A 17,806-nucleotide genomic window follows, 5' to 3' on the forward strand; every position below is an offset into this window, starting at 1 on the left:
AGAAAGGGAGTTTCATATGACGTTGATGCAGTTTTCCAGGCAGTTCATTCGTGGAGCCTTGCTCTTGTCCATACTGAGTACCGCGGCCGTTCAGGCGGCAGAAAAGCGTGATCTGATCATCGATACCGACCCGGGCGCGGACGACGTCGTTGCGCTGTTGCTTGCGCTGGCGTCACCCGAAGAACTGAACGTGATGGCTATCACGACTGTGGCCGGCAATGTCCGTCTGGACAAGACATCGCGTAACGCCAGGCTGGCACGCGAATGGGCCGGGCGCGAGGAAGTGCCGGTGTATGCGGGAGCGCCCAAGCCTTTGGTGCGTACGCCAATCTACGCCGAGAATGTTCACGGTCAGGAAGGCCTGCCGGGCGTGCCCGTGCATGAGCCGGCCAAGGGGCTGGCCGAAGGCAACGCTGTCGATTACCTGATTCGTACCTTGAGCAAGGCTAAGCCGCACAGCATCACCATCGCCATGCTGGGTCCGCAGACCAATCTTGCGCTGGCTTTGGTGCAGGCACCGGAAATCACTCAGGGCATCAAGGAAGTCGTGGTCATGGGCGGTGCTCATTTCAACGGCGGCAACATCACGCCGGTTGCCGAGTTCAATCTGTTCGCCGACCCGCATGCCGCGCAGATCGTCCTGGCCAGCGGTGTAAAACTCACGTACATACCGTTGGACGTGACCCATAAGATACTGACCAGCGAACAGCGTCTCAAACAGATCGCTGCATTGGGCAATAATGCTGGCAAACTGGTCGACGGAATTCTCAACGAATACGTCAAGCTTGATATGGAGCATTACGGTCTGCCTGGTGGGCCGGTGCACGATGCCAGTGTCATGGCCTGGTTGCTTAAACCCGAGTTGTTTTCCGGGCGGCAGATCAACGTTGCGGTCGATACCCGTGAGGGCATTGGTTTCGGTCAGACGGTGGCTGACTGGTACGGCACGCTCAAGCAGCCACAAAACGTATTCTGGGTCGAGAATGGCGATGCTCAGGGTTTCTTCGATCTGCTGACCGAGCGTCTGGCGCGACTGAAGTAACCCGTCATGCCTGCACGACAGGGCATTTCAGACGGGTAGCCCTGCCGCAGAATAACGACTCAGCACCTGACTGATGAAGGCTCGGGCACCCTCGGTGCCCAGTTCCTTGATCAGCAGGTCGACTGCGATGATCATCAGCTCTTCCGGGTTTCCAGGGCTATGCGAGCAGTGGCCCTGAGGCCACCTGGCCTTGATGTCCGCGTCCAGGGTTATGGCTGTCATGTCTGTCTGATCTCCAGTGAAGGGTCACGCACCACGCTGTTCGCTTCCCGGCGCTTGCGTCTCTGGCAGTAAACCATTCCGCGCGCATTTTGACACTTCTACTTACATCTCATCTTGATAGCCCATTCGATGAATGCCATCGGTAAACGTTTTGTGACGATTTCGTCGCACGCCTTGTGTGAAGCCGAGGCAGATCAACAGGTTACAGCTACCATCTATGCCCGGACGTGCAACCAACGCGCCTGAATGCGGTCGGACAGGTCTGGAAATGTTTATAGGCAGAGGAGGGTGTATGCCCCGGAAATTCGCAACATTGGGTTTTGTGGTCGTGGCGTCGTTGGTGGCCGGATGCAGTAGCACAGCCTCTGATTCGAGCGCTGAAGCGTCCGTAAAGGCGGATGCGCCGGCCAGCAATGCCATACCGGGCCGCTGTGATGCAGGGCTTGCCCAGTTCGCAATCGGCAAGCCAGCCTCAATAGACCTTCTTTCTCAAGTGCGCGCCCGTTCCGGCTCTCAGGATGCACGCATTCTTGGCCCTGACGACATGGTCACGCTGGAATATCGATCCGAGCGGGTAAATGTCAACACCGACGCTTCGGGGAAGGTTACGCGTATCAATTGCGGCTGAATCGCTACGTTTAGTCTGCGCATAAAAAACCCCGTCAGTGACGGGGTTTTTTTGTTTCAGGTGAATCAGTCAACCCGAACTTGCTCTGCTTGCATGCCTTTCTGGCCTTTAGCAGCAACAAAAGAAACGGTCTGACCTTCTTTCAGGCTTTTGAAACCGTCGCTTTCGATCGCTTTGAAGTGTACGAACAGGTCGTCACCGCCACCTTGTGGAGTGATAAAGCCGAAGCCTTTTTCATCGTTGAACCATTTTACGGTGCCGGTTTGGCGATTAGACATGGTGTATCTCCAGAAACATAATTTTCAATAACGTGCTGCTCAGGCCAACTGGGCACACCGGGCTATCATAGTCGAAATGCGCAAAAAAACAGCTACTAAGGTGGGTGCATTGAGTAAAGGTCCCGTATATGCAGCGCGTCATACTCTGGAAACGGCTGTCCGACGCCTTGGACACAGCGCTGGCCGGTGGCTGGCGTTCGCTCCGAAACCCATGATTTCAATGGCTTTCAGGCCAGTCGGGGTCGAGCCTTGCAGGTGTCTGATGGGCTCGTTCTACCCCGACTGAAAAAAATGATTATTTTGTTCCGGTGCAGTTTTCTCTGACCAGTTTCTCTACTTTCGCCGTCAGGGCGGCAGGAGGGGTAGCGTTGGTATCACTGAGCGACGCTATCTCTTTATCGGTGAAATGAGCCTCTACCTGTTTTGCACCGCATTCACAATGAGCTGCGACAGCCGCTTTGTCATTCACGCCCTGTTGTGTAGCCGCAGCAACGCATTCCTTGGTAAAGGTGTTGCGTGTGGCGCTGTCCATCGCGGCGTGAGCGCCCAGAGGGATCAAAGCGGCGCCGCAGACGAGGAGGCTGGTCAGATTTGAAAGCTTCATGGTGTTCTCCTTATTGCTGGAAAAACGAACGGGGGTCTCGATGGGTTCTGACGCTCATCACGCCTGCCAGTTCAGGTGGCGTGCTATTTCTGCTTCATTTCCCCTGATGTGCGTCCTGACCGGCCTGGCTGTGGTAGGATGCGCGTCCTGTTATTTTCAAGCGCCCCTTGGTCAATGGCTTTAAGGTGCCGCGCAGGCAGGTTTTTTCGTACATTCCAGTCATCTGGTCCGGTTCAAGGTTGGCCCCAAGGCTCCTGCCACTGTGAGGCAGGCATACCACCGGATCACGTACTGGCTCATCCCAACCCACGTGACCTTTGGTAGGGGTCACCACTAGGAGAGGAGGCGCCATGCCAACTATTACTCTTCCCGACGGTAGTCAACGTTCATTCGATCATGCGGTTTCCGTAGCCGATGTCGCGCTTTCAATCGGTGCCGGACTGGCCAAGGCCACCGTGGCCGGCAAGGTCGACGGCAAGCTTGTCGACGCCTGTGACCTGATCGAGAACGATGCCAGCCTGCAGATCATCACCCCCAAGGATCAGGAAGGACTGGAAATCATCCGTCACTCTTGCGCTCACCTGGTAGGGCATGCGGTCAAGCAGTTGTATCCGACTGCAAAAATGGTCATCGGCCCGGTGATCGACGACGGCTTCTATTACGATATTGCCTACGAGCGCCCGTTCACGCCTGACGATATGGCGGCGATCGAGCAGCGCATGCAGCAGTTGATCGAAAAAGATTACGACGTCATCAAGAAAGTCACCCCGCGCGCTGAAGTGATCGAGGTATTCACCGCCCGTCACGAAGATTACAAGCTGCGTCTGGTCGAAGACATGCCGAACGAGCAGGCTATGGGCCTGTATTACCATGAAGAATACGTCGACATGTGCCGCGGTCCGCACGTGCCGAATACCCGCTTCCTGAAGTCATTCAAGCTGACCAAGCTGTCGGGTGCCTACTGGCGCGGCGATGCCAAGAACGAGCAATTGCAGCGCGTCTACGGCACTGCCTGGGCAGACAAGAAACAACTGGCAGCCTACATCCAGCGCATCGAAGAAGCCGAAAAGCGTGATCACCGCAAGATTGGCAAGCGCCTCGGTCTGTTCCATACCCAGGAAGAAGCGCCGGGTATGGTGTTCTGGCATCCGCAGGGCTGGACTCTGTATCAGGTGCTTGAGCAGTACATGCGCAAAGTGCAGCGTGAGAACGGCTACCTCGAGATCAAGACCCCGCAAGTTGTCGATCGCTCGCTCTGGGAAAAATCCGGGCACTGGGCCAACTACGCCGACAACATGTTCACCACCGAGTCTGAAAGCCGCGACTACGCGATCAAGCCGATGAACTGCCCTTGCCACGTGCAGGTGTTCAATCAGGGCCTGAAGAGCTACCGCGAGCTGCCGATGCGTCTGGCCGAGTTCGGTGCCTGTCACCGTAACGAGCCGTCGGGTGCCTTGCACGGCATCATGCGTGTACGTGGCTTCACCCAGGACGATGCGCACATCTTCTGTACCGAAGACCAGATGCAGGCCGAGTCCGCCGCATTCATAAAGCTGACGCTGGATGTCTACGCCGATTTCGGTTTCAAGGACATTGAACTCAAATTGTCCACTCGCCCTGAAAAACGTGTAGGCTCCGACGAGCTTTGGGATCGTGCCGAATCGGCGCTGGCTTCCGCGCTCGACAGCGCAGGTCTGCCTTACGACCTGCAGCCGGGCGAGGGCGCGTTCTACGGTCCGAAAATCGAGTTCTCCCTCAAGGATTGTCTCGGTCGGGTATGGCAATGCGGCACCTTGCAGCTCGACTTCAACTTGCCGATTCGCTTGAGCGCCGAATACGTTTCGGAAGACAACAGTCGCAAGAATCCGGTCATGCTGCACCGTGCGATTCTGGGCTCCTTCGAGCGTTTCATCGGAATCCTGATCGAGCATTACGAAGGCGCGTTCCCGGCCTGGCTGGCACCTACCCAGGCAGTGATCATGAATATCACTGACAAACAGGCCGATTTTGCCCTTGAAGTGGAAAAAACTCTGGCTGAAAGCGGGTTTCGTGCCAAGTCCGACTTGAGAAATGAAAAGATCGGCTTTAAAATCCGCGAGCATACTTTGCTCAAGGTTCCTTATCTCCTCGTGATTGGAGATCGGGAGGTTGAAATGCAAACTGTCGCTGTGCGTACACGTGAAGGCGCTGACCTTGGCTCGATGCCGGTCGCCCAATTCGCTGAATTCCTCGCACAAGCGGTTTCCCGGCGTGGTCGCCAAGATACGGAGTAATTATTATTAAGCGTGAAATGAGACAAGATAAACGAGCTGCACCCAAGGCCCCGATCAATGAAAATATCTCGGCCCGCGAGGTTCGTTTAATTGGCGCTGACGGCGAGCAGATTGGCATCGTCTCGATTGATGAAGCGCTTCGTATTGCCGAAGAGGCTAAGCTGGATCTGGTAGAGATTTCTGCCGACGCAGTCCCTCCGGTCTGCCGTGTGATGGATTACGGCAAATCGATCTTCGAGAAGAAGAAGCAGGTGGCTGCAGCGAAGAAGAACCAGAAGCAGATCCAAGTTAAAGAAATCAAGTTTCGTCCAGGGACGGAGGAAGGGGATTACCAGGTAAAACTACGCAACCTGGTACGTTTCCTGAGTGACGGGGACAGGGCCAAGGTATCGTTGAGATTCCGCGGTCGTGAGATGGCCCACCAGGAGCTGGGTATGGAGCTGTTGAAGCGGGTTGAAGGTGACCTGCTCGAATACGGTTCCGTCGAACAGCATCCTAAGATGGAAGGACGCCAGCTGATCATGGTCATCGCCCCGAAAAAGAAGAAATAACCACCAGGGCACGGCAGGCCTTGCGGTTATATTTATCAACTGAATGCGGAGTATCCGAACATGCCAAAGATGAAGACTAAAAGTGGTGCAGCTAAGCGGTTTTTGAAAACCGCCAACGGCATCAAGCATAAACACGCTTTCAAGAGCCACATCCTGACCAAAATGTCGACAAAGCGTAAGCGTCAACTGCGCGGTAGCAGCTTGCTGCATCCGTCTGACGTGGCAAAAGTCGAGCGCATGCTGCGCCTTCGTTAATTTTGATCAAGATATAGAGGAAGTAACTCATGGCTCGTGTAAAGCGTGGCGTCATTGCCCGTAAGCGTCACAAAAAAATTCTGAAACTTGCAAAAGGCTACTACGGCGCGCGTTCACGCGTATTCCGTGTTGCCAAGCAAGCGGTAATCAAGGCAGGCCAATACGCCTACCGTGACCGTCGTCAGAAAAAACGTCAGTTCCGCGCTCTGTGGATCGCTCGTATCAACGCTGGTGCTCGTGTTAACGGTCTGTCCTACAGCCGTTTCATTGCCGGCCTGAAAAAAGCGTCCATCGAGATCGACCGTAAGGTTCTGGCTGATCTGGCAGTGAACGAAAAAGCGGCGTTTGCTGCGATTGTCGAGAAAGCTAAAGCCACCTTGGCCTAAGTCCCCGACAATCACTTGCCCCGGTTCGCCGGGGTCGGTGTTAAACGTCATAAATAGGGGAAGAGCCTTCAGCTCTTCCCCTATTTTGTATCTGGAGTCTGTACATGGAAAACCTGGACGCGCTGGTCTCTCAAGCTCTTGAGGCTGTGCAAAGCGCCGAAGATATCAATGCCCTGGAGCAAATCCGGGTTCACTACCTTGGCAAGAAAGGCGAGTTGAGTCAGGTGATGAAGACCCTGGGGAGCCTGCCGGCTGAAGAGCGCCCGCAGGTCGGCGCGCTGATCAACGTGGCCAAGGAGCGTGTCACAGAGGTTCTCAATGCACGCAAGGCATCGTTCGAGCAGGCAGAGCTGACTGCCAGACTCGCCGCCGAGTGCATCGATGTGACCCTGCCGGGTCGCGGTCAGACCTCAGGTGGTCTGCACCCGATTACCCGGACTCTGGAACGCATCGAACAATTTTTCACGCACATTGGCTACGGCATTGCCGAAGGCCCTGAAGTTGAAGACGATTACCATAACTTCGAGGCGCTCAACATCCCAGGCCACCACCCGGCCCGGTCGATGCATGACACCTTCTATTTCAATGCGAACATGCTGTTGCGCACTCATACCTCACCGGTACAGGTCCGCACCATGGAATCGCAGCAGCCGCCGATCCGCATCGTCTGCCCTGGGCGTGTGTACCGCAGCGACTCCGATATCACCCACTCGCCGATGTTCCACCAGATCGAAGGTCTGCTGGTCGATCGCGACATCAATTTTGCCGATCTGAAAGGCACCATCGAAGAGTTCCTGCGGGTGTTCTTCGAAAAAGAGCTGGCTGTGCGCTTCCGTCCTTCGTATTTCCCGTTCACCGAGCCATCGGCCGAAGTGGATATGGAATGCGTGATGTGCAGTGGCAAGGGCTGCCGCGTCTGCAAACAGACTGGCTGGCTTGAAGTCATGGGGTGCGGCATGGTCCACCCGAACGTGCTGCGCATGTCCGGTATCGATCCTGAAGACTTTCAGGGCTTCGCGTTTGGCATGGGCGTAGAGCGCTTGGCCATGCTGCGTTACGGCGTCAATGATTTGCGCCTGTTCTTCGACAACGATTTGCGGTTCCTCGCGCAATTTCGCTAAGTCGTAACGAACTTTCAGGAGAGCAGGATGAAATTCAGTGAACAATGGCTGCGTGGCTGGGTAAGCCCGCAGGTTTCCCGCGACGAGCTGGTTGCTCGTCTGTCGATGGCCGGTCTTGAGGTTGACAGCGTGACGCTGGCCGCCGGCGTTTTCAGCGGCGTGGTGGTCGGTGAGGTGCTGAGCACCGAACAGCATCCAGATGCCGACAAGCTGCGCGTGTGTCAGGTCAGTAATGGCAGCGAAACTTTTCAGGTCGTCTGCGGCGCGCCAAACGTACGCCCGGGCCTGAAGATCCCGTTCGCCATGATCGGTGCCGAGCTGCCGGGCGACTTCAAGATCAAGAAGGCCAAGCTGCGCGGCGTCGAGTCCAACGGCATGCTGTGTTCCGCTGCCGAGTTGCAGGCGGGTGAGGGCAATGATGGCTTGATGGAACTGGCCGCCGATGCGCCAGTCGGTCAGGACATCCGTGTCTATCTGAATCTGGATGACGCCAGTATCGAGGTCGACCTGACCCCGAACCGTGGCGATTGCCTGTCGGTGGCTGGTCTGGCACGTGAAGTCGGTGCGCTGTATGCCGCTGAAGTTACCCGCCCGCAAGTAGCTGCGGTCAGCGCGGTACACGATGAAGTGCGTCCGGTTGAAGTTCTGGCTCCGGCAGCCTGCCCGCGTTACCTGGGGCGTGTGATCCGCAACGTTGACCTGTCACGTCCGACTCCGCTGTGGATGGTCGAGCGTCTGCGCCGCTCCGACGTGCGCAGTATCGACGCTGCTGTCGACATCACCAACTACGTGATGCTGGAACTGGGGCAGCCTCTGCACGCGTTCGATCTGGCTGAAATCAACGGCGGGATTCGCGTGCGCATGGCCGAGGAGGGCGAGAAGCTCGTTCTGCTCGACGGCCAGGAAGTCAGCCTGCGTGCCGACACGCTTGTCATCGCCGATCACCAGCGAGCGCTGGCAATCGCCGGTGTCATGGGTGGCGAGCACAGCGGCGTAACCGCCGGTACTCGCGACATTTTCCTGGAAAGCGCATTTTTCGACACCATTTCGGTGGCTGGCAAGGCGCGTTCATATGGTTTGCATACCGACGCTTCGCACCGATTCGAGCGAGGTGTCGACTGGCAACTGGCCCGTGAAGCGATGGAGCGGGCGACAGGTCTGCTGCTGGAAATTACTGGCGGTGACGCGGGCCCTGTGATCGAAGTGGTCAGCGAGCAGCATCTGCCTTCTATCGCTCCGGTTACGCTGCGCGCCAGCCGCGTCGAGCAGATGCTCGGCCTGGTTATCGAAAACGCCGAAATCGAGCGTCTGCTCACCGGGCTTGGCCTCGCCGTCACTGCCGAGGCTGACGGGCAATGGCGTGTTGAAGTGCCAAGTCATCGCTTTGATATCAGCCTTGAAGTCGATCTGATCGAAGAGCTGGCGCGTCTTTACGGCTACAACCGTCTACCGGTTCGTTACCCGCAGGCCCGTCTGGCCCCTCAGGCCAAGGCTGAAGCCAAAGGCGATCTGCCTGAGCTGCGTCGTCTGCTGGTTGCCCGCGGCTATCAGGAAGCGATCACTTACAGCTTCATTGATCCGAAATGGTTCGAACTGTTCACGCCGGGCGCCAAACCATTGTTGCTGGCCAATCCTATCTCCAACGACATGGCCGCAATGCGTGCCTCGCTGTGGCCCGGTCTGGTCAAGGCCTTGCAGCACAACCTCAACCGTCAGCAGGATCGAGTGCGTCTGTTCGAGAGCGGTTTGCGCTTTGTCGGTCAGCTCGACGGCTTGAAGCAAGAGCCGATGCTGGCGGGTGTTGTTTGTGGCAGCCGGCTGCCGGAAGGCTGGGCGCAGGGGCGCGACGCGGTCGACTTCTTCGACGTCAAGGCTGATGTCGAAGCGGTTCTGGGTTTTGCCGGTGCGCTGGGTGAGTTCACTTTCACGCCGGGTCAGCATTCTGCCTTGCACCCGGGGCAGACTGCCCGTATCGAACGTGATGGCCGTGAAGTCGGTTTCCTCGGTGCCATCCACCCTGAACTGTCGAAGGCGTTAGGCCTGGACCGTCCGGTGTTTGTTTTCGAGCTGGTGCTGGCGGAAGTGTCGACCGGTCGTCTGCCGAAATTCCACGAGCTGTCGCGCTTCCCGGAAGTACGTCGCGACCTGGCATTGCTGGCTGATCGGGCGGTTTCGGCCAGTGCGGTTCTGGACGTTATTCGTGAAAATGCAGGCGAGTGGCTCACAGACCTCAGGTTATTTGATGTTTACCAGGGTAAAGGCATTGATCCACATAGAAAAAGCCTTGCAGTCGGCTTGACCTGGCAGCATCCATCGCGCACTCTTAATGACGATGAGGTAAACGCAACGACACTTGCTATCCTCACCTCGCTTGAGGAGAGGTTAAACGCCACGTTAAGGAAGTAGCGTATGGGGGCTCTGACGAAAGCTGAGATGGCCGAACGTCTGTACGAAGAGCTGGGCCTGAATAAACGGGAAGCCAAGGAACTGGTCGAACTGTTTTTTGAAGAAATCAGGCACGCTCTGGAAGATAACGAGCAGGTGAAGTTGTCAGGTTTCGGCAACTTCGACCTTCGAGACAAGCGCCAGCGGCCTGGGAGAAATCCCAAGACCGGTGAAGAGATTCCGATTACGGCGCGCCGTGTGGTCACCTTTCGTCCAGGGCAGAAGCTGAAGGCCCGAGTTGAGGCATATGCTGGAACCAAGTCATAACGACGAGCTACCGCCGATCCCCGGCAAACGCTACTTCACCATCGGTGAGGTCAGCGAGCTCTGCGCGGTAAAACCGCACGTTTTGCGTTATTGGGAGCAGGAGTTTCCTCAGCTCAACCCCGTCAAGCGACGCGGAAACCGTCGGTATTATCAGCGCCAGGATGTGCTGATGATCCGCCAGATCCGCGGCTTGCTCTACGATCAGGGCTTCACCATCGGTGGTGCCCGTCTTCGTCTTACCAGCGGCGAACCGAAGGATGATACCCAGCAGTACAAGCAGATGATTAGGGAGATGATTGCCGAGCTGGAAGACGTACTGGCGATGCTCAAGGCGTAATTGATCAGCCAGGATACTTCCAAAATTCAAATGCTTAGGGTATATTCCTCAACGTTTTCGCAGGTTGCAAAAAAAGATACACGCCTAGTCGGGGCGTAGCGCAGTCCGGTAGCGCACTAGCATGGGGTGCTAGGGGTCGAGTGTTCGAATCACTCCGTCCCGACCATATAATTCAATGACTTAGCCGCCTTTTGGTGGCTTTTTCATTTCTACGCCAGTGACATTTCGAGTGACCTTGGGTTTTGAACCTACACTTGCCTCCTCTTCAAAATCGTCAGCGCTGGTGCGCGCGAGTCGGTTACTGATACCTTGTTTGCCGCTGCAATAAGCTGATCAAGCTCCGCTGCCGAATAGTGGCTGGTGATGCTTCCGTTCTTGTGCCCGAGCAAAGCTTTGCGGTCTTCCTCGGTCACACCGGCGGCACGCAGCCTCCTTCCAAATGAATGCTTGAGGTCGTGGATGCGGATTCTCGCGAAACCGTCATGCGCTGGCCTCAAGTACTTCTCCTGCCACTTCTTCGCCGCCCTGATCCGAGCCTTCTTCCAGGCCGAATCATTCATGCGATGAACCGTCGTTTCATTACCTTCACCATCCGGCTTGCCGAACGGAAACACGAACAGCTTGTGCTTACCACGCTGCTGCTCAATAACCGATTTCGCAACGTCGTTCAGTACTACCAAGCGCTCATCCCGGTTTTTCACGCCGGCCTTCGCGCTTCGCCCACCAAAGCCAGCCGGGATCAGGAACACGCTCGTTCCCAGCTCCGGCACCGCAATCTCCCAATCCCATTGCAGCTTACAAACCTCCTGCTCGCGGCAGCCGGTGTTCACTTTGAACATCGCCATTGTCTGCAGGTGTGATGGCAGCTCAGCAAAAAGGATCGACTGCTCCTCCCACGAAAGCGGGTATGGCTTGCGGCAGTTCGTCTTCTCGTCCAGCAGCGAAATCATCGGAACAACGTCCAGCCACGGACGCCGCTCCTCGTCCCGCCATTTCCTTGCGCACAAATTCAGAACCCTGATAACGCGTTGCAGCGCGATGTTCACGGTTCTATTCGTGACCGGCTTGCCACTCTCCGGCTCAAGCTTCGATCTGATGTAGGGTGCCAGCGCATCATCATCAACATGAGTGATCGGCAGGTGCCCAATAAACGGATCGAGCTGCGCCATGTAAGTGGCTGATATGTGGATTGATGGCTGATTCCTGACTTCCATCAGGAAGCGAATTGACGCTTCCCTCCACGTCCGAACCTGTCGGACACCGTACACCTTTCGCTGCCTCAGTTTTTCCAGCATGTGGATCAGGTATTGCTCGGCTTCCGCCCGGTCACAAGTGCCAGTACTTTCTTGAATTCGTTCTCCTCGGTATTTTTTGTCGATTTTCCAGATGCCGTTAGGCATTTTCTGGAGGCCGGTGATTGCTTTTTGGGCCATGCCGTTGCTCCTGTTGCCCCGGCATGACGCTCGCTGCGAGGCTGATTGTTGTCCTGATTGACTGCCTTTTCAATCGCCTTGCTCTCGACGTAGGCATCCGCCCACGCATCCAGCTCCAGCCGATCAAAGCCGACGCCTTGTTTTCCAATGGGAAATTCCCGAACGTTTGGGCGCACGGTCTTGTTAAATTCGTCACGACACATGCCCAGATAGCCGTAGGCATCACCTGCCCGGATGAACCGGGGCAGGATTGGCGCTACCTGGGCGGCAGATTTGTTTGCCATAGAGGTACTGCTCCGGGCCGCGCAGGGCGGCTGAAGGGGTTATTCCCAGTCGTGACTGAGCAAAGGGTTGATCGGCGGGTTGCACTGAAGCGTTGCCAGGTCCAGCAGCGTGAAATGGCCGTCCATCCAGCCTGCTGTATCGATGTGGTAAACGTTTCCGAAGATGGCTGGCTGGCGAAGCGGGGTATGGCCGACGACCAGCGCCTTGATGCCTGACACGCCAGAGGCGTCAGCATCTTGAATCCGGTTGCGCGACCACATGCAGTTGTTGTGCACCTGCTTCAAGCGCTTGCGCGTCAACGGGCTTTCCAGCTCCGCGCGCAGCTCATCCCATGACGGGAAGGGGCAATCAGCGTGGACGATTCCGACCAGGCCGCCTGCTGTCTCCACCTCAATCGCGATTGGCAGCTCGTCGAACATGACCTGATAGTTCTTCTGCTCGTCCAGCGGCAAGCCAACGAACCAGGTGCCGCCGTTGTACATCCAGTTGCCGATGTCACAGGTATCGAACCGGCAGACGTAATCGTCATGGTTGCCGCGCACCGGGTGAAACCACGGCTTGTTCAGCCACTTGATCACGTCTTCGCACTCTGGGCCGCGGTCAACCAGATCGCCGACGCTGAATAGCCGATCTACGGCGGGGTTGAAGCCTGCAGCATTCAGTGCGGCCTGCAACCGGGTGAAGTGCCCGTGTATGTCGCCAACCGCGAAATCCCGGCCAGCCGTGTTCTCGGCGAAGCGCTTGATGCGCACCACCTCTATTGTTTCGAGCATGCGGATTCCTCGCCCGCCGAACACCGGCAGGCTCTGTAGGGAAGGGGGTTAGCGCTTGGCGCTGCCTTTGATATCGCCAGACATCGTCTTGACGCTGCCGCCAATCGAGCCGCAGTTCACATCGCCGGACATGGTTCCGACGTCGCCGGTGACATCTCCGCATTCAACGTCGCCGCTCATTGTCTTCACTCGACCTGCAGAGCCTGAAATCTCGACCTTGCCCGATGCTGTCTCCACTGATTCTGCGTTGCCGTTTACCGTGACGAAGACAGGTCCAACCAGATTGCCGCTTTGCTCGACACCATCCACGACAACCTTGTCGCCCACGATGCTTACGCTACTGCCTGTAAACGTTCGCCCGTCGATAGTGACGCTTGATCCGCCTGTTCTGATTTTCATGCACATAGCTCCGCCCGCCGATCACCGGCAGGCTCTGTAGGAAAGGGGGTTATGGGTACTGGCAGGAGATTCGTTCGGCGATGCCTTCCAATTGCTCGGCCATGTACCACATGTCGTTGTTGTCGCGGCGGGAGACGACAGCGGAGCGCTGGACGTTGCGGCCGATGAGGATGCGCGCCGCGATCCGGATCATCCCAGCCTCAAGCCTCCTGCGCAGCCAGCCTTTGCGCGGAATCACTGCGCCAGCTCCAATGGTGCGCTAGCTTTGGCTGCGACCTCGGCGACGGCCAGCGCATAAGCTTCAGGGTGTTGTTTGTCAAAAGCTGGCATGTGCTCTGTTTCAAGCCACTGCCCGCGCGAGGGTCCCCGGGCCAGCCATGCAGGCTTACTTCCGGGTGCCTGCGTCCAGACCGTCACGCCAATGCCGAATGATGAAATTTGCTTTGCAGTGATAAAGCCTTGAAGCCGCATCTGCGCAATTACCCGCAGGGCCGACTCTTTCCATGGGGTAAGTCGGATGGGCGAGGGGACACCGGCGGGCAGGGTTTCTACAACTGATGGCACCTTGCAGCGCTGTTCAGGCCACCAGTCGAACATCCGGTTGTAATAGCCCCAGCTCGGGAGTTTCTTCTCTGGCCAGAACAGCTCCGAGTCAATGCTGAAGCCGTGGGAGCAACCTTTCACCCTGGAGTACTTGCTTGCGACCAATACCCGGATGCCCAAGTGCTCCAGCATTTTTTTGATTCCCGCGCTGGCGTCGGTGATCTTGCTGACAATGACGAGGCGGTGGTCGGGACCGGGACGTCCGTAGAACTCGTCCCCAAGCGAGGGCAGAATCTGGTCAGCTACTTTGGCATTCAGAGCCAGCTTCGCTTCGACGCCTATTTGGCGGCCGTCCTCGTGGACAACAAGCACATCAAACCCTGCCGCCTCGGGATGGCAGGTCCATCCCGGCAGGCTATTGAACTCCATCATGAAGACCGCGCACAGCTGGGCCTCACTGGTTATGGCTTCAAGTTCCATTGGCATAGCTCCGCCATACCGCACACGCGGCTGACATTGAATTGATTGAGAGGGGGTGGTTACTGCGGGGTGTTCGGGCGCACCGGGCAAAAGTGAGGTCCTGTCAAACCCTTGGAGAAGCGCTTTATGAGTTCAAGTATCGGCCTTTCGGCGGTGATACTCGGTTGTTTCGGCACTGCCTGGGCCGCTGTACGCCAGCAGGTTGGTCTGCCAGTCATGACTTTTCGCCTGTGTAGTCACGCCAAGCGACCTTCACGCCGTTGACCAGAAAGCCCCAGTCGCCTTTCCAGCGGCTGGTGATGAAGAGGGTGTAGACGCCGCCGGGCGACACTTCGTCGATGCGGTGGTATTCGCCGTGCTTGAGCTGGGCTGTGTCGCCCGGCCGGCGGTCGATGTACTCAGTTGCTTGGGCGCTGGCTGGTACGTTCAAGCCGCTCAGCACAGGATCATCGTGCTCAAGCAGGCGCTGTTCGGTGTACCAGCCGCGCAGAATTACAGTGCGCGCATCCCACGGATGGTCGTGCAGGTCGCGGTCGGCGTCGGGGCGCATGATGTGGTGTACCCGGATCGACCAAGGGCACCAGCGGATGCGCCCGAGGTGCGTTTCCCGGTCATATGGGTTGAACAGCCACCAGCGGCCCATGTACACCTCTTGGCCATCAGCTGACCGGATGTGCAGGTATGGGGTGCGCTGGGCGCGGGTGATGAGCCAGGCAGCGATTGCCGGGCGCGCGAGTACCTTGGCGAGCAGTCGCCAGAAGAGATTGAGCATGGTTCATCCTCGCCGGGGTGGCGTGAGTCGTTGAAATTTGGGGTCAGTCGCCGCAGAAGCAGGCTATGGCTTCGTCGTGGTCGGCGAACATATCGAACTGGGTGTCCGAGTAATCGAGCATCTGCTGATAGCTCGGTCGGTCGAAACGGAACAGCGCGCCGTCAGTTGTGGCGGCGCTGCTCTGGGTGGCGGTGCGTTCCATCCGAGCCCACCAGTCGGCCTTGCTCCGGTCGCTGGCAATGATCGAGTAGACCTGCTTTGCACCTTTGAGAAAACACAGGTCGCAGTTGCCTTCCAGGGTGCGGCCATTGATCGTCGGTAGTTCCAGATCAAACGGCTGAGCCTTCCAGAACTCTCCGATCTGCTGCACGCCGACACCGGCATCTGCGAGCGGCATCACCATCGTCGCGTGCTTGCTCTCTGTCGTGGTCTTGCGGTGCCGGATCTTCGCCACGCGCCGTGGCTCGTCTGCCCTGATCCCGGTCATCATGTCGACCGGGGTTTCCTCTGTGGAGCATCCAACCATCCGCAGATATTTGTGGATAACCCTGATTTTGAGGTCAATAGTGCAGAACCGTGTGACCGGGTTGGGCAGATAGCTGCGCTTGCGGATCAGCGCTTCGAACGGCTCGCCGTCCCTGCTGGCGGTTTCGTAGGTGACGATGGCGAAGCCTCGATCATCATCGCGGTACTCCAGCCAGACAATGGGCACCTGCCAGCGCTGCGCGCATTCGTTCACAAAGTCGAGGGTGGCGGGGTGTTCCTTGCCGGTGTTGGCGAACGCGACGATCAGATCGTCCAGATCATCGTTGGCGTCCAGCACCTGGCGCAGCATGTAGGCGCTGGTCCGGCCACCGGAAAAGCTGACAACCGTCGTCCCGGACATTTTGTAGGGGGACATGGGAATTCCTCGCCGGGGTGGCGTGAGCCGTTGAAGTGGGGTATTAGTCTGTAAAGGACAATATTCTTAGTCAGGAGAGTTCGAAATGCGTTGCTATCACTTTCTCAACAAAAAATACGGACTCGAAGCTCTCGAAAAAAACAGGTTGAAAGTTTCCACTTTTGACTCGGTAAATGATCCCTTTGAGCTGTTCTGTCACTCTCTAGATAATCGTGAACTTCGTAAACGCATGGGGTCATTCAAAAAGTCTACCGCTGCCGAAGCTGGCATGATCTGTTTTAGTCGAGCAATGAGCAGCCCGGTTCAGTGGGCACACTACGCAGATAGGCACAATGGAATATGCTTGGGATTTGATATTCCCGACAAGTTCGTTACAGCTGTAAACTATGTCTCCGAGCGTCTTGACTTCAGACCAGATCGTCCTTGGGACTCAGAGAAAGTAGACCAGAGGGTCGAGGAGGCATTTCTCACGAAATTTGACCACTGGAGATACGAAGAAGAAGTCCGTTTGTTCGGCTCGCTAGGAAAACCTGATCCAGAGTCAGGTCTTTATTTTGAGTCATTTAGCGACGACATCTGCCTTGCTGAAGTCGTGGTTGGTTTTGCTTCAGATATCAGTCGCAAGGAAATACAAGATATTTTGGGCCACAACTTATCTAAGATCGAGTGCTATAAAGTAAGACCGGCATTCAAATCTTTCGCAATGGTTAGAAACCGTGATGGAAAATGGTGACAATCAGCTATCCCGCCCCGTGTACCGAGTCCCGAAACACGTCCATCTGAGCAGCGCCATCCAGCCAAGCTGCGTCTATCCGGGCGCGGGCGAGTGCCGCATATTCTGGGTTCAACTCGCAGATGATCGACCGGCGACCTTCCTGCATCGAAACCAGTGACGTGGTACCGGCACCGCCGAATGGGTCCAGGACCACACCGCCGCGCGGCGCGCCTGCAATAATGCATGGCCTGATCAGTTCGGGCGGAAACGTCGCGAAGTGGGCTTCCTTGAATGCGTGGGTCGCCACGGTCCAGACGCTGCGCTTGTTGCGCGTCGCTGTGTCGTGGGTACTTTCATCCCGGTCAGGCCGGTGCGTGCCTTTTAACTGGCCGGGAATGGCTTGCTCGCGCTTCGAGTCCTCACGCTTGAAACTGTCCCGCCGCTTCCGTTCAGCACCATCCTTGTGGAAGGCGCCGTGGCCAACTTCGCCTGTGGACGTGTCCCAGCCGGTAGGTACGGTCACCCGCGGGCGGTTCCGCGAGGCTTTGTCTGTGCCGTGGCCCCAGCCGACGCCGTTATTCGGTACCGTTTTGCCAGAGGTGGTGCGCTTTCCGCCTTCAGCGTTGTCAAAGGTCGAGCCATTCACGTAGGCCCCGCCGCGGTACCCTTTGGCGTTTCCCTTACCGGTCAGATTGGCGGGCTCTCTGATTGCGTCGCTGTCGTAGTGGTACCGCCGCGACTTGCTGAGCAGGAAAAGGTATTCGTGAGCTTTCGTGCAGCGGTCGCGCGTCGACTCCGGCATGGGGTTTGGCTTGTGCCAGATGATGTCCTGCCTCAGATACCAGCCGTCGTCCTGCAGCGCGAAGGCCAGACGCCAGGGCATGCCCATCAGGTCTTTCGGCTTGTACTCGGCATGTGTTGTCGCTTTCGATTTGCGCTGGCTCGCCATCACCTGGCGCTGGCTGATCGTCGAAACACCGACTCCCATGTCGTCCCGGCCGTGCGCGCCCCAGCTGCCGGCGTAGCTGTCGCCCATGTTTACCCAAATCGTGCCGTCAGCGCGGAGCACTCGGCGCACTTCGCGGAACACGTCGAC

At 57.2% G+C, this 17,806-nt stretch carries 23 protein-coding genes and 1 tRNA gene; 12 read left to right on the top strand and 12 right to left on the bottom strand.

Annotation, left to right across the window (positions count from 1 at the left end):
• Positions 1-16 precede the first annotated feature (16 nt).
• Positions 17-1,042: a nucleoside hydrolase gene (locus ALO80_RS08540; protein WP_054985118.1), complete on the top strand. Its 1,026-nt coding sequence runs from the start codon at positions 17-19 to the stop codon at positions 1,040-1,042.
• A gap of 27 nt (positions 1,043-1,069) precedes the next feature.
• Here ALO80_RS08540 and ALO80_RS08545 read toward each other — a convergent pair whose 3' ends face one another.
• The gene (locus ALO80_RS08545) at positions 1,070-1,264 is read right to left on the bottom strand and encodes a hypothetical protein (RefSeq protein ID WP_055008664.1); all 195 of its coding nucleotides are present in this window, start codon (positions 1,262-1,264) and stop codon (positions 1,070-1,072) included.
• A gap of 292 nt (positions 1,265-1,556) precedes the next feature.
• Here ALO80_RS08545 and ALO80_RS08550 point away from each other — a divergent pair, with 292 nt between their 5' ends.
• A complete protein-coding gene (locus ALO80_RS08550) occupies positions 1,557-1,892 on the top strand; it encodes an I78 family peptidase inhibitor (RefSeq protein WP_055008665.1) in 336 nt (111 codons plus the stop codon).
• Positions 1,893-1,957: 65 nt separating this feature from the next.
• Here ALO80_RS08550 and ALO80_RS08555 read toward each other — a convergent pair whose 3' ends face one another.
• Both ALO80_RS08555 and ALO80_RS08560 read right to left on the bottom strand, forming a co-directional pair.
• Entirely contained in the window at positions 1,958-2,170 is a 213-nt protein-coding gene (locus tag ALO80_RS08555; protein ID WP_002553156.1) for a cold-shock protein, read from the bottom strand.
• Positions 2,171-2,465: 295 nt separating this feature from the next.
• A complete protein-coding gene (locus ALO80_RS08560) occupies positions 2,466-2,774 on the bottom strand; it encodes a hypothetical protein (protein ID WP_055008666.1) in 309 nt (102 codons plus the stop codon).
• Positions 2,775-3,124: 350 nt separating this feature from the next.
• Between ALO80_RS08560 and thrS the strand changes: the two genes are divergently transcribed.
• The 9 genes from thrS to ALO80_RS08605 all read left to right on the top strand — a co-directional run bounded on the left by thrS (position 3,125) and on the right by ALO80_RS08605 (position 10,575).
• Positions 3,125-5,047 (top strand): threonine--tRNA ligase, encoded by a 1,923-nt coding sequence (thrS, locus tag ALO80_RS08565; RefSeq protein ID WP_010433481.1) that lies wholly within the window; start codon positions 3,125-3,127, stop codon positions 5,045-5,047.
• Entirely contained in the window at positions 5,047-5,598 is a 552-nt protein-coding gene (gene infC, locus ALO80_RS08570; protein ID WP_170846037.1) for a translation initiation factor IF-3, read from the top strand. Before thrS ends, infC begins: the two co-directional genes overlap by 1 nt.
• Before the next feature lie 60 nt (positions 5,599-5,658).
• Positions 5,659-5,853, top strand: a complete 195-nt coding sequence (gene rpmI, locus ALO80_RS08575) for a 50S ribosomal protein L35 (RefSeq protein ID WP_002553160.1) — start codon at positions 5,659-5,661, stop codon at positions 5,851-5,853.
• A gap of 29 nt (positions 5,854-5,882) precedes the next feature.
• Positions 5,883-6,239: a 50S ribosomal protein L20 gene (gene rplT / locus ALO80_RS08580; RefSeq protein WP_002553161.1), complete on the top strand. Its 357-nt coding sequence runs from the start codon at positions 5,883-5,885 to the stop codon at positions 6,237-6,239.
• Between the two features lie 104 nt (positions 6,240-6,343).
• On the top strand, positions 6,344-7,360 hold the full coding sequence (gene pheS, locus ALO80_RS08585) for a phenylalanine--tRNA ligase subunit alpha (protein WP_055008667.1): 1,017 nt from the start codon (positions 6,344-6,346) through the stop codon (positions 7,358-7,360).
• A gap of 27 nt (positions 7,361-7,387) precedes the next feature.
• Positions 7,388-9,766, top strand: coding sequence for a phenylalanine--tRNA ligase subunit beta (pheT, locus tag ALO80_RS08590; RefSeq protein WP_055008668.1), 2,379 nt, complete (start codon positions 7,388-7,390; stop codon positions 9,764-9,766).
• Between the two features lie 3 nt (positions 9,767-9,769).
• Complete coding sequence (gene ihfA / locus ALO80_RS08595; RefSeq protein ID WP_002553164.1) at positions 9,770-10,072, top strand: integration host factor subunit alpha; 303 nt, start codon at positions 9,770-9,772, stop codon at positions 10,070-10,072.
• Positions 10,053-10,409: a MerR family transcriptional regulator gene (locus ALO80_RS08600; RefSeq protein ID WP_055008669.1), complete on the top strand. Its 357-nt coding sequence runs from the start codon at positions 10,053-10,055 to the stop codon at positions 10,407-10,409. The genes ihfA and ALO80_RS08600 overlap by 20 nt, the downstream gene beginning before the upstream one ends.
• An 89-nt stretch (positions 10,410-10,498) precedes the next feature.
• Positions 10,499-10,575, top strand: a tRNA-Pro gene (locus ALO80_RS08605).
• Positions 10,576-10,657: 82 nt separating this feature from the next.
• Here the strand turns inward: ALO80_RS08605 and ALO80_RS08610 are convergent.
• The 8 genes from ALO80_RS08610 to ALO80_RS08635 form a co-directional block, all read right to left on the bottom strand.
• Positions 10,658-11,809: a tyrosine-type recombinase/integrase gene (locus tag ALO80_RS08610; protein ID WP_225231685.1), complete on the bottom strand. Its 1,152-nt coding sequence runs from the start codon at positions 11,807-11,809 to the stop codon at positions 10,658-10,660.
• Entirely contained in the window at positions 11,710-12,126 is a 417-nt protein-coding gene (locus ALO80_RS31965; protein ID WP_235812460.1) for a hypothetical protein, read from the bottom strand. The genes ALO80_RS08610 and ALO80_RS31965 overlap by 100 nt, the downstream gene beginning before the upstream one ends.
• 39 nt (positions 12,127-12,165) lie before the next feature.
• A complete protein-coding gene (locus ALO80_RS08615; RefSeq protein WP_055008670.1) occupies positions 12,166-12,900 on the bottom strand; it encodes a metallophosphoesterase in 735 nt (244 codons plus the stop codon).
• A 48-nt stretch (positions 12,901-12,948) separates the two neighbouring features.
• Complete coding sequence (locus ALO80_RS08620) at positions 12,949-13,299, bottom strand: hypothetical protein (protein ID WP_235812461.1); 351 nt, start codon at positions 13,297-13,299, stop codon at positions 12,949-12,951.
• A gap of 49 nt (positions 13,300-13,348) precedes the next feature.
• Positions 13,349-13,537 (bottom strand): hypothetical protein, encoded by a 189-nt coding sequence (locus ALO80_RS29270; protein WP_162491670.1) that lies wholly within the window; start codon positions 13,535-13,537, stop codon positions 13,349-13,351.
• Entirely contained in the window at positions 13,534-14,322 is a 789-nt protein-coding gene (locus ALO80_RS08625; protein ID WP_055008675.1) for a hypothetical protein, read from the bottom strand. Before ALO80_RS08625 ends, ALO80_RS29270 begins: the two co-directional genes overlap by 4 nt.
• A gap of 214 nt (positions 14,323-14,536) precedes the next feature.
• On the bottom strand, positions 14,537-15,094 hold the full coding sequence (locus ALO80_RS08630; RefSeq protein ID WP_055008672.1) for a hypothetical protein: 558 nt from the start codon (positions 15,092-15,094) through the stop codon (positions 14,537-14,539).
• 43 nt (positions 15,095-15,137) lie between these two features.
• Positions 15,138-15,995: a phosphoadenosine phosphosulfate reductase domain-containing protein gene (locus tag ALO80_RS08635; protein ID WP_055008673.1), complete on the bottom strand. Its 858-nt coding sequence runs from the start codon at positions 15,993-15,995 to the stop codon at positions 15,138-15,140.
• 85 nt (positions 15,996-16,080) lie between these two features.
• Here ALO80_RS08635 and ALO80_RS08640 point away from each other — a divergent pair, with 85 nt between their 5' ends.
• On the top strand, positions 16,081-16,728 hold the full coding sequence (locus tag ALO80_RS08640; protein WP_055008674.1) for a DUF2971 domain-containing protein: 648 nt from the start codon (positions 16,081-16,083) through the stop codon (positions 16,726-16,728).
• Positions 16,729-16,735: 7 nt separating this feature from the next.
• Here the strand turns inward: ALO80_RS08640 and ALO80_RS08645 are convergent.
• Positions 16,736-17,806, bottom strand: a 1,071-nt coding sequence (locus ALO80_RS08645) for a DNA-methyltransferase (protein ID WP_055008676.1), incomplete at its 5' end; no start/stop codon positions are given.

It is taken from the genome of Pseudomonas caricapapayae, assembly GCF_001400735.1.
Lineage (GTDB): Bacteria > Pseudomonadota > Gammaproteobacteria > Pseudomonadales > Pseudomonadaceae > Aquipseudomonas > Aquipseudomonas caricapapayae.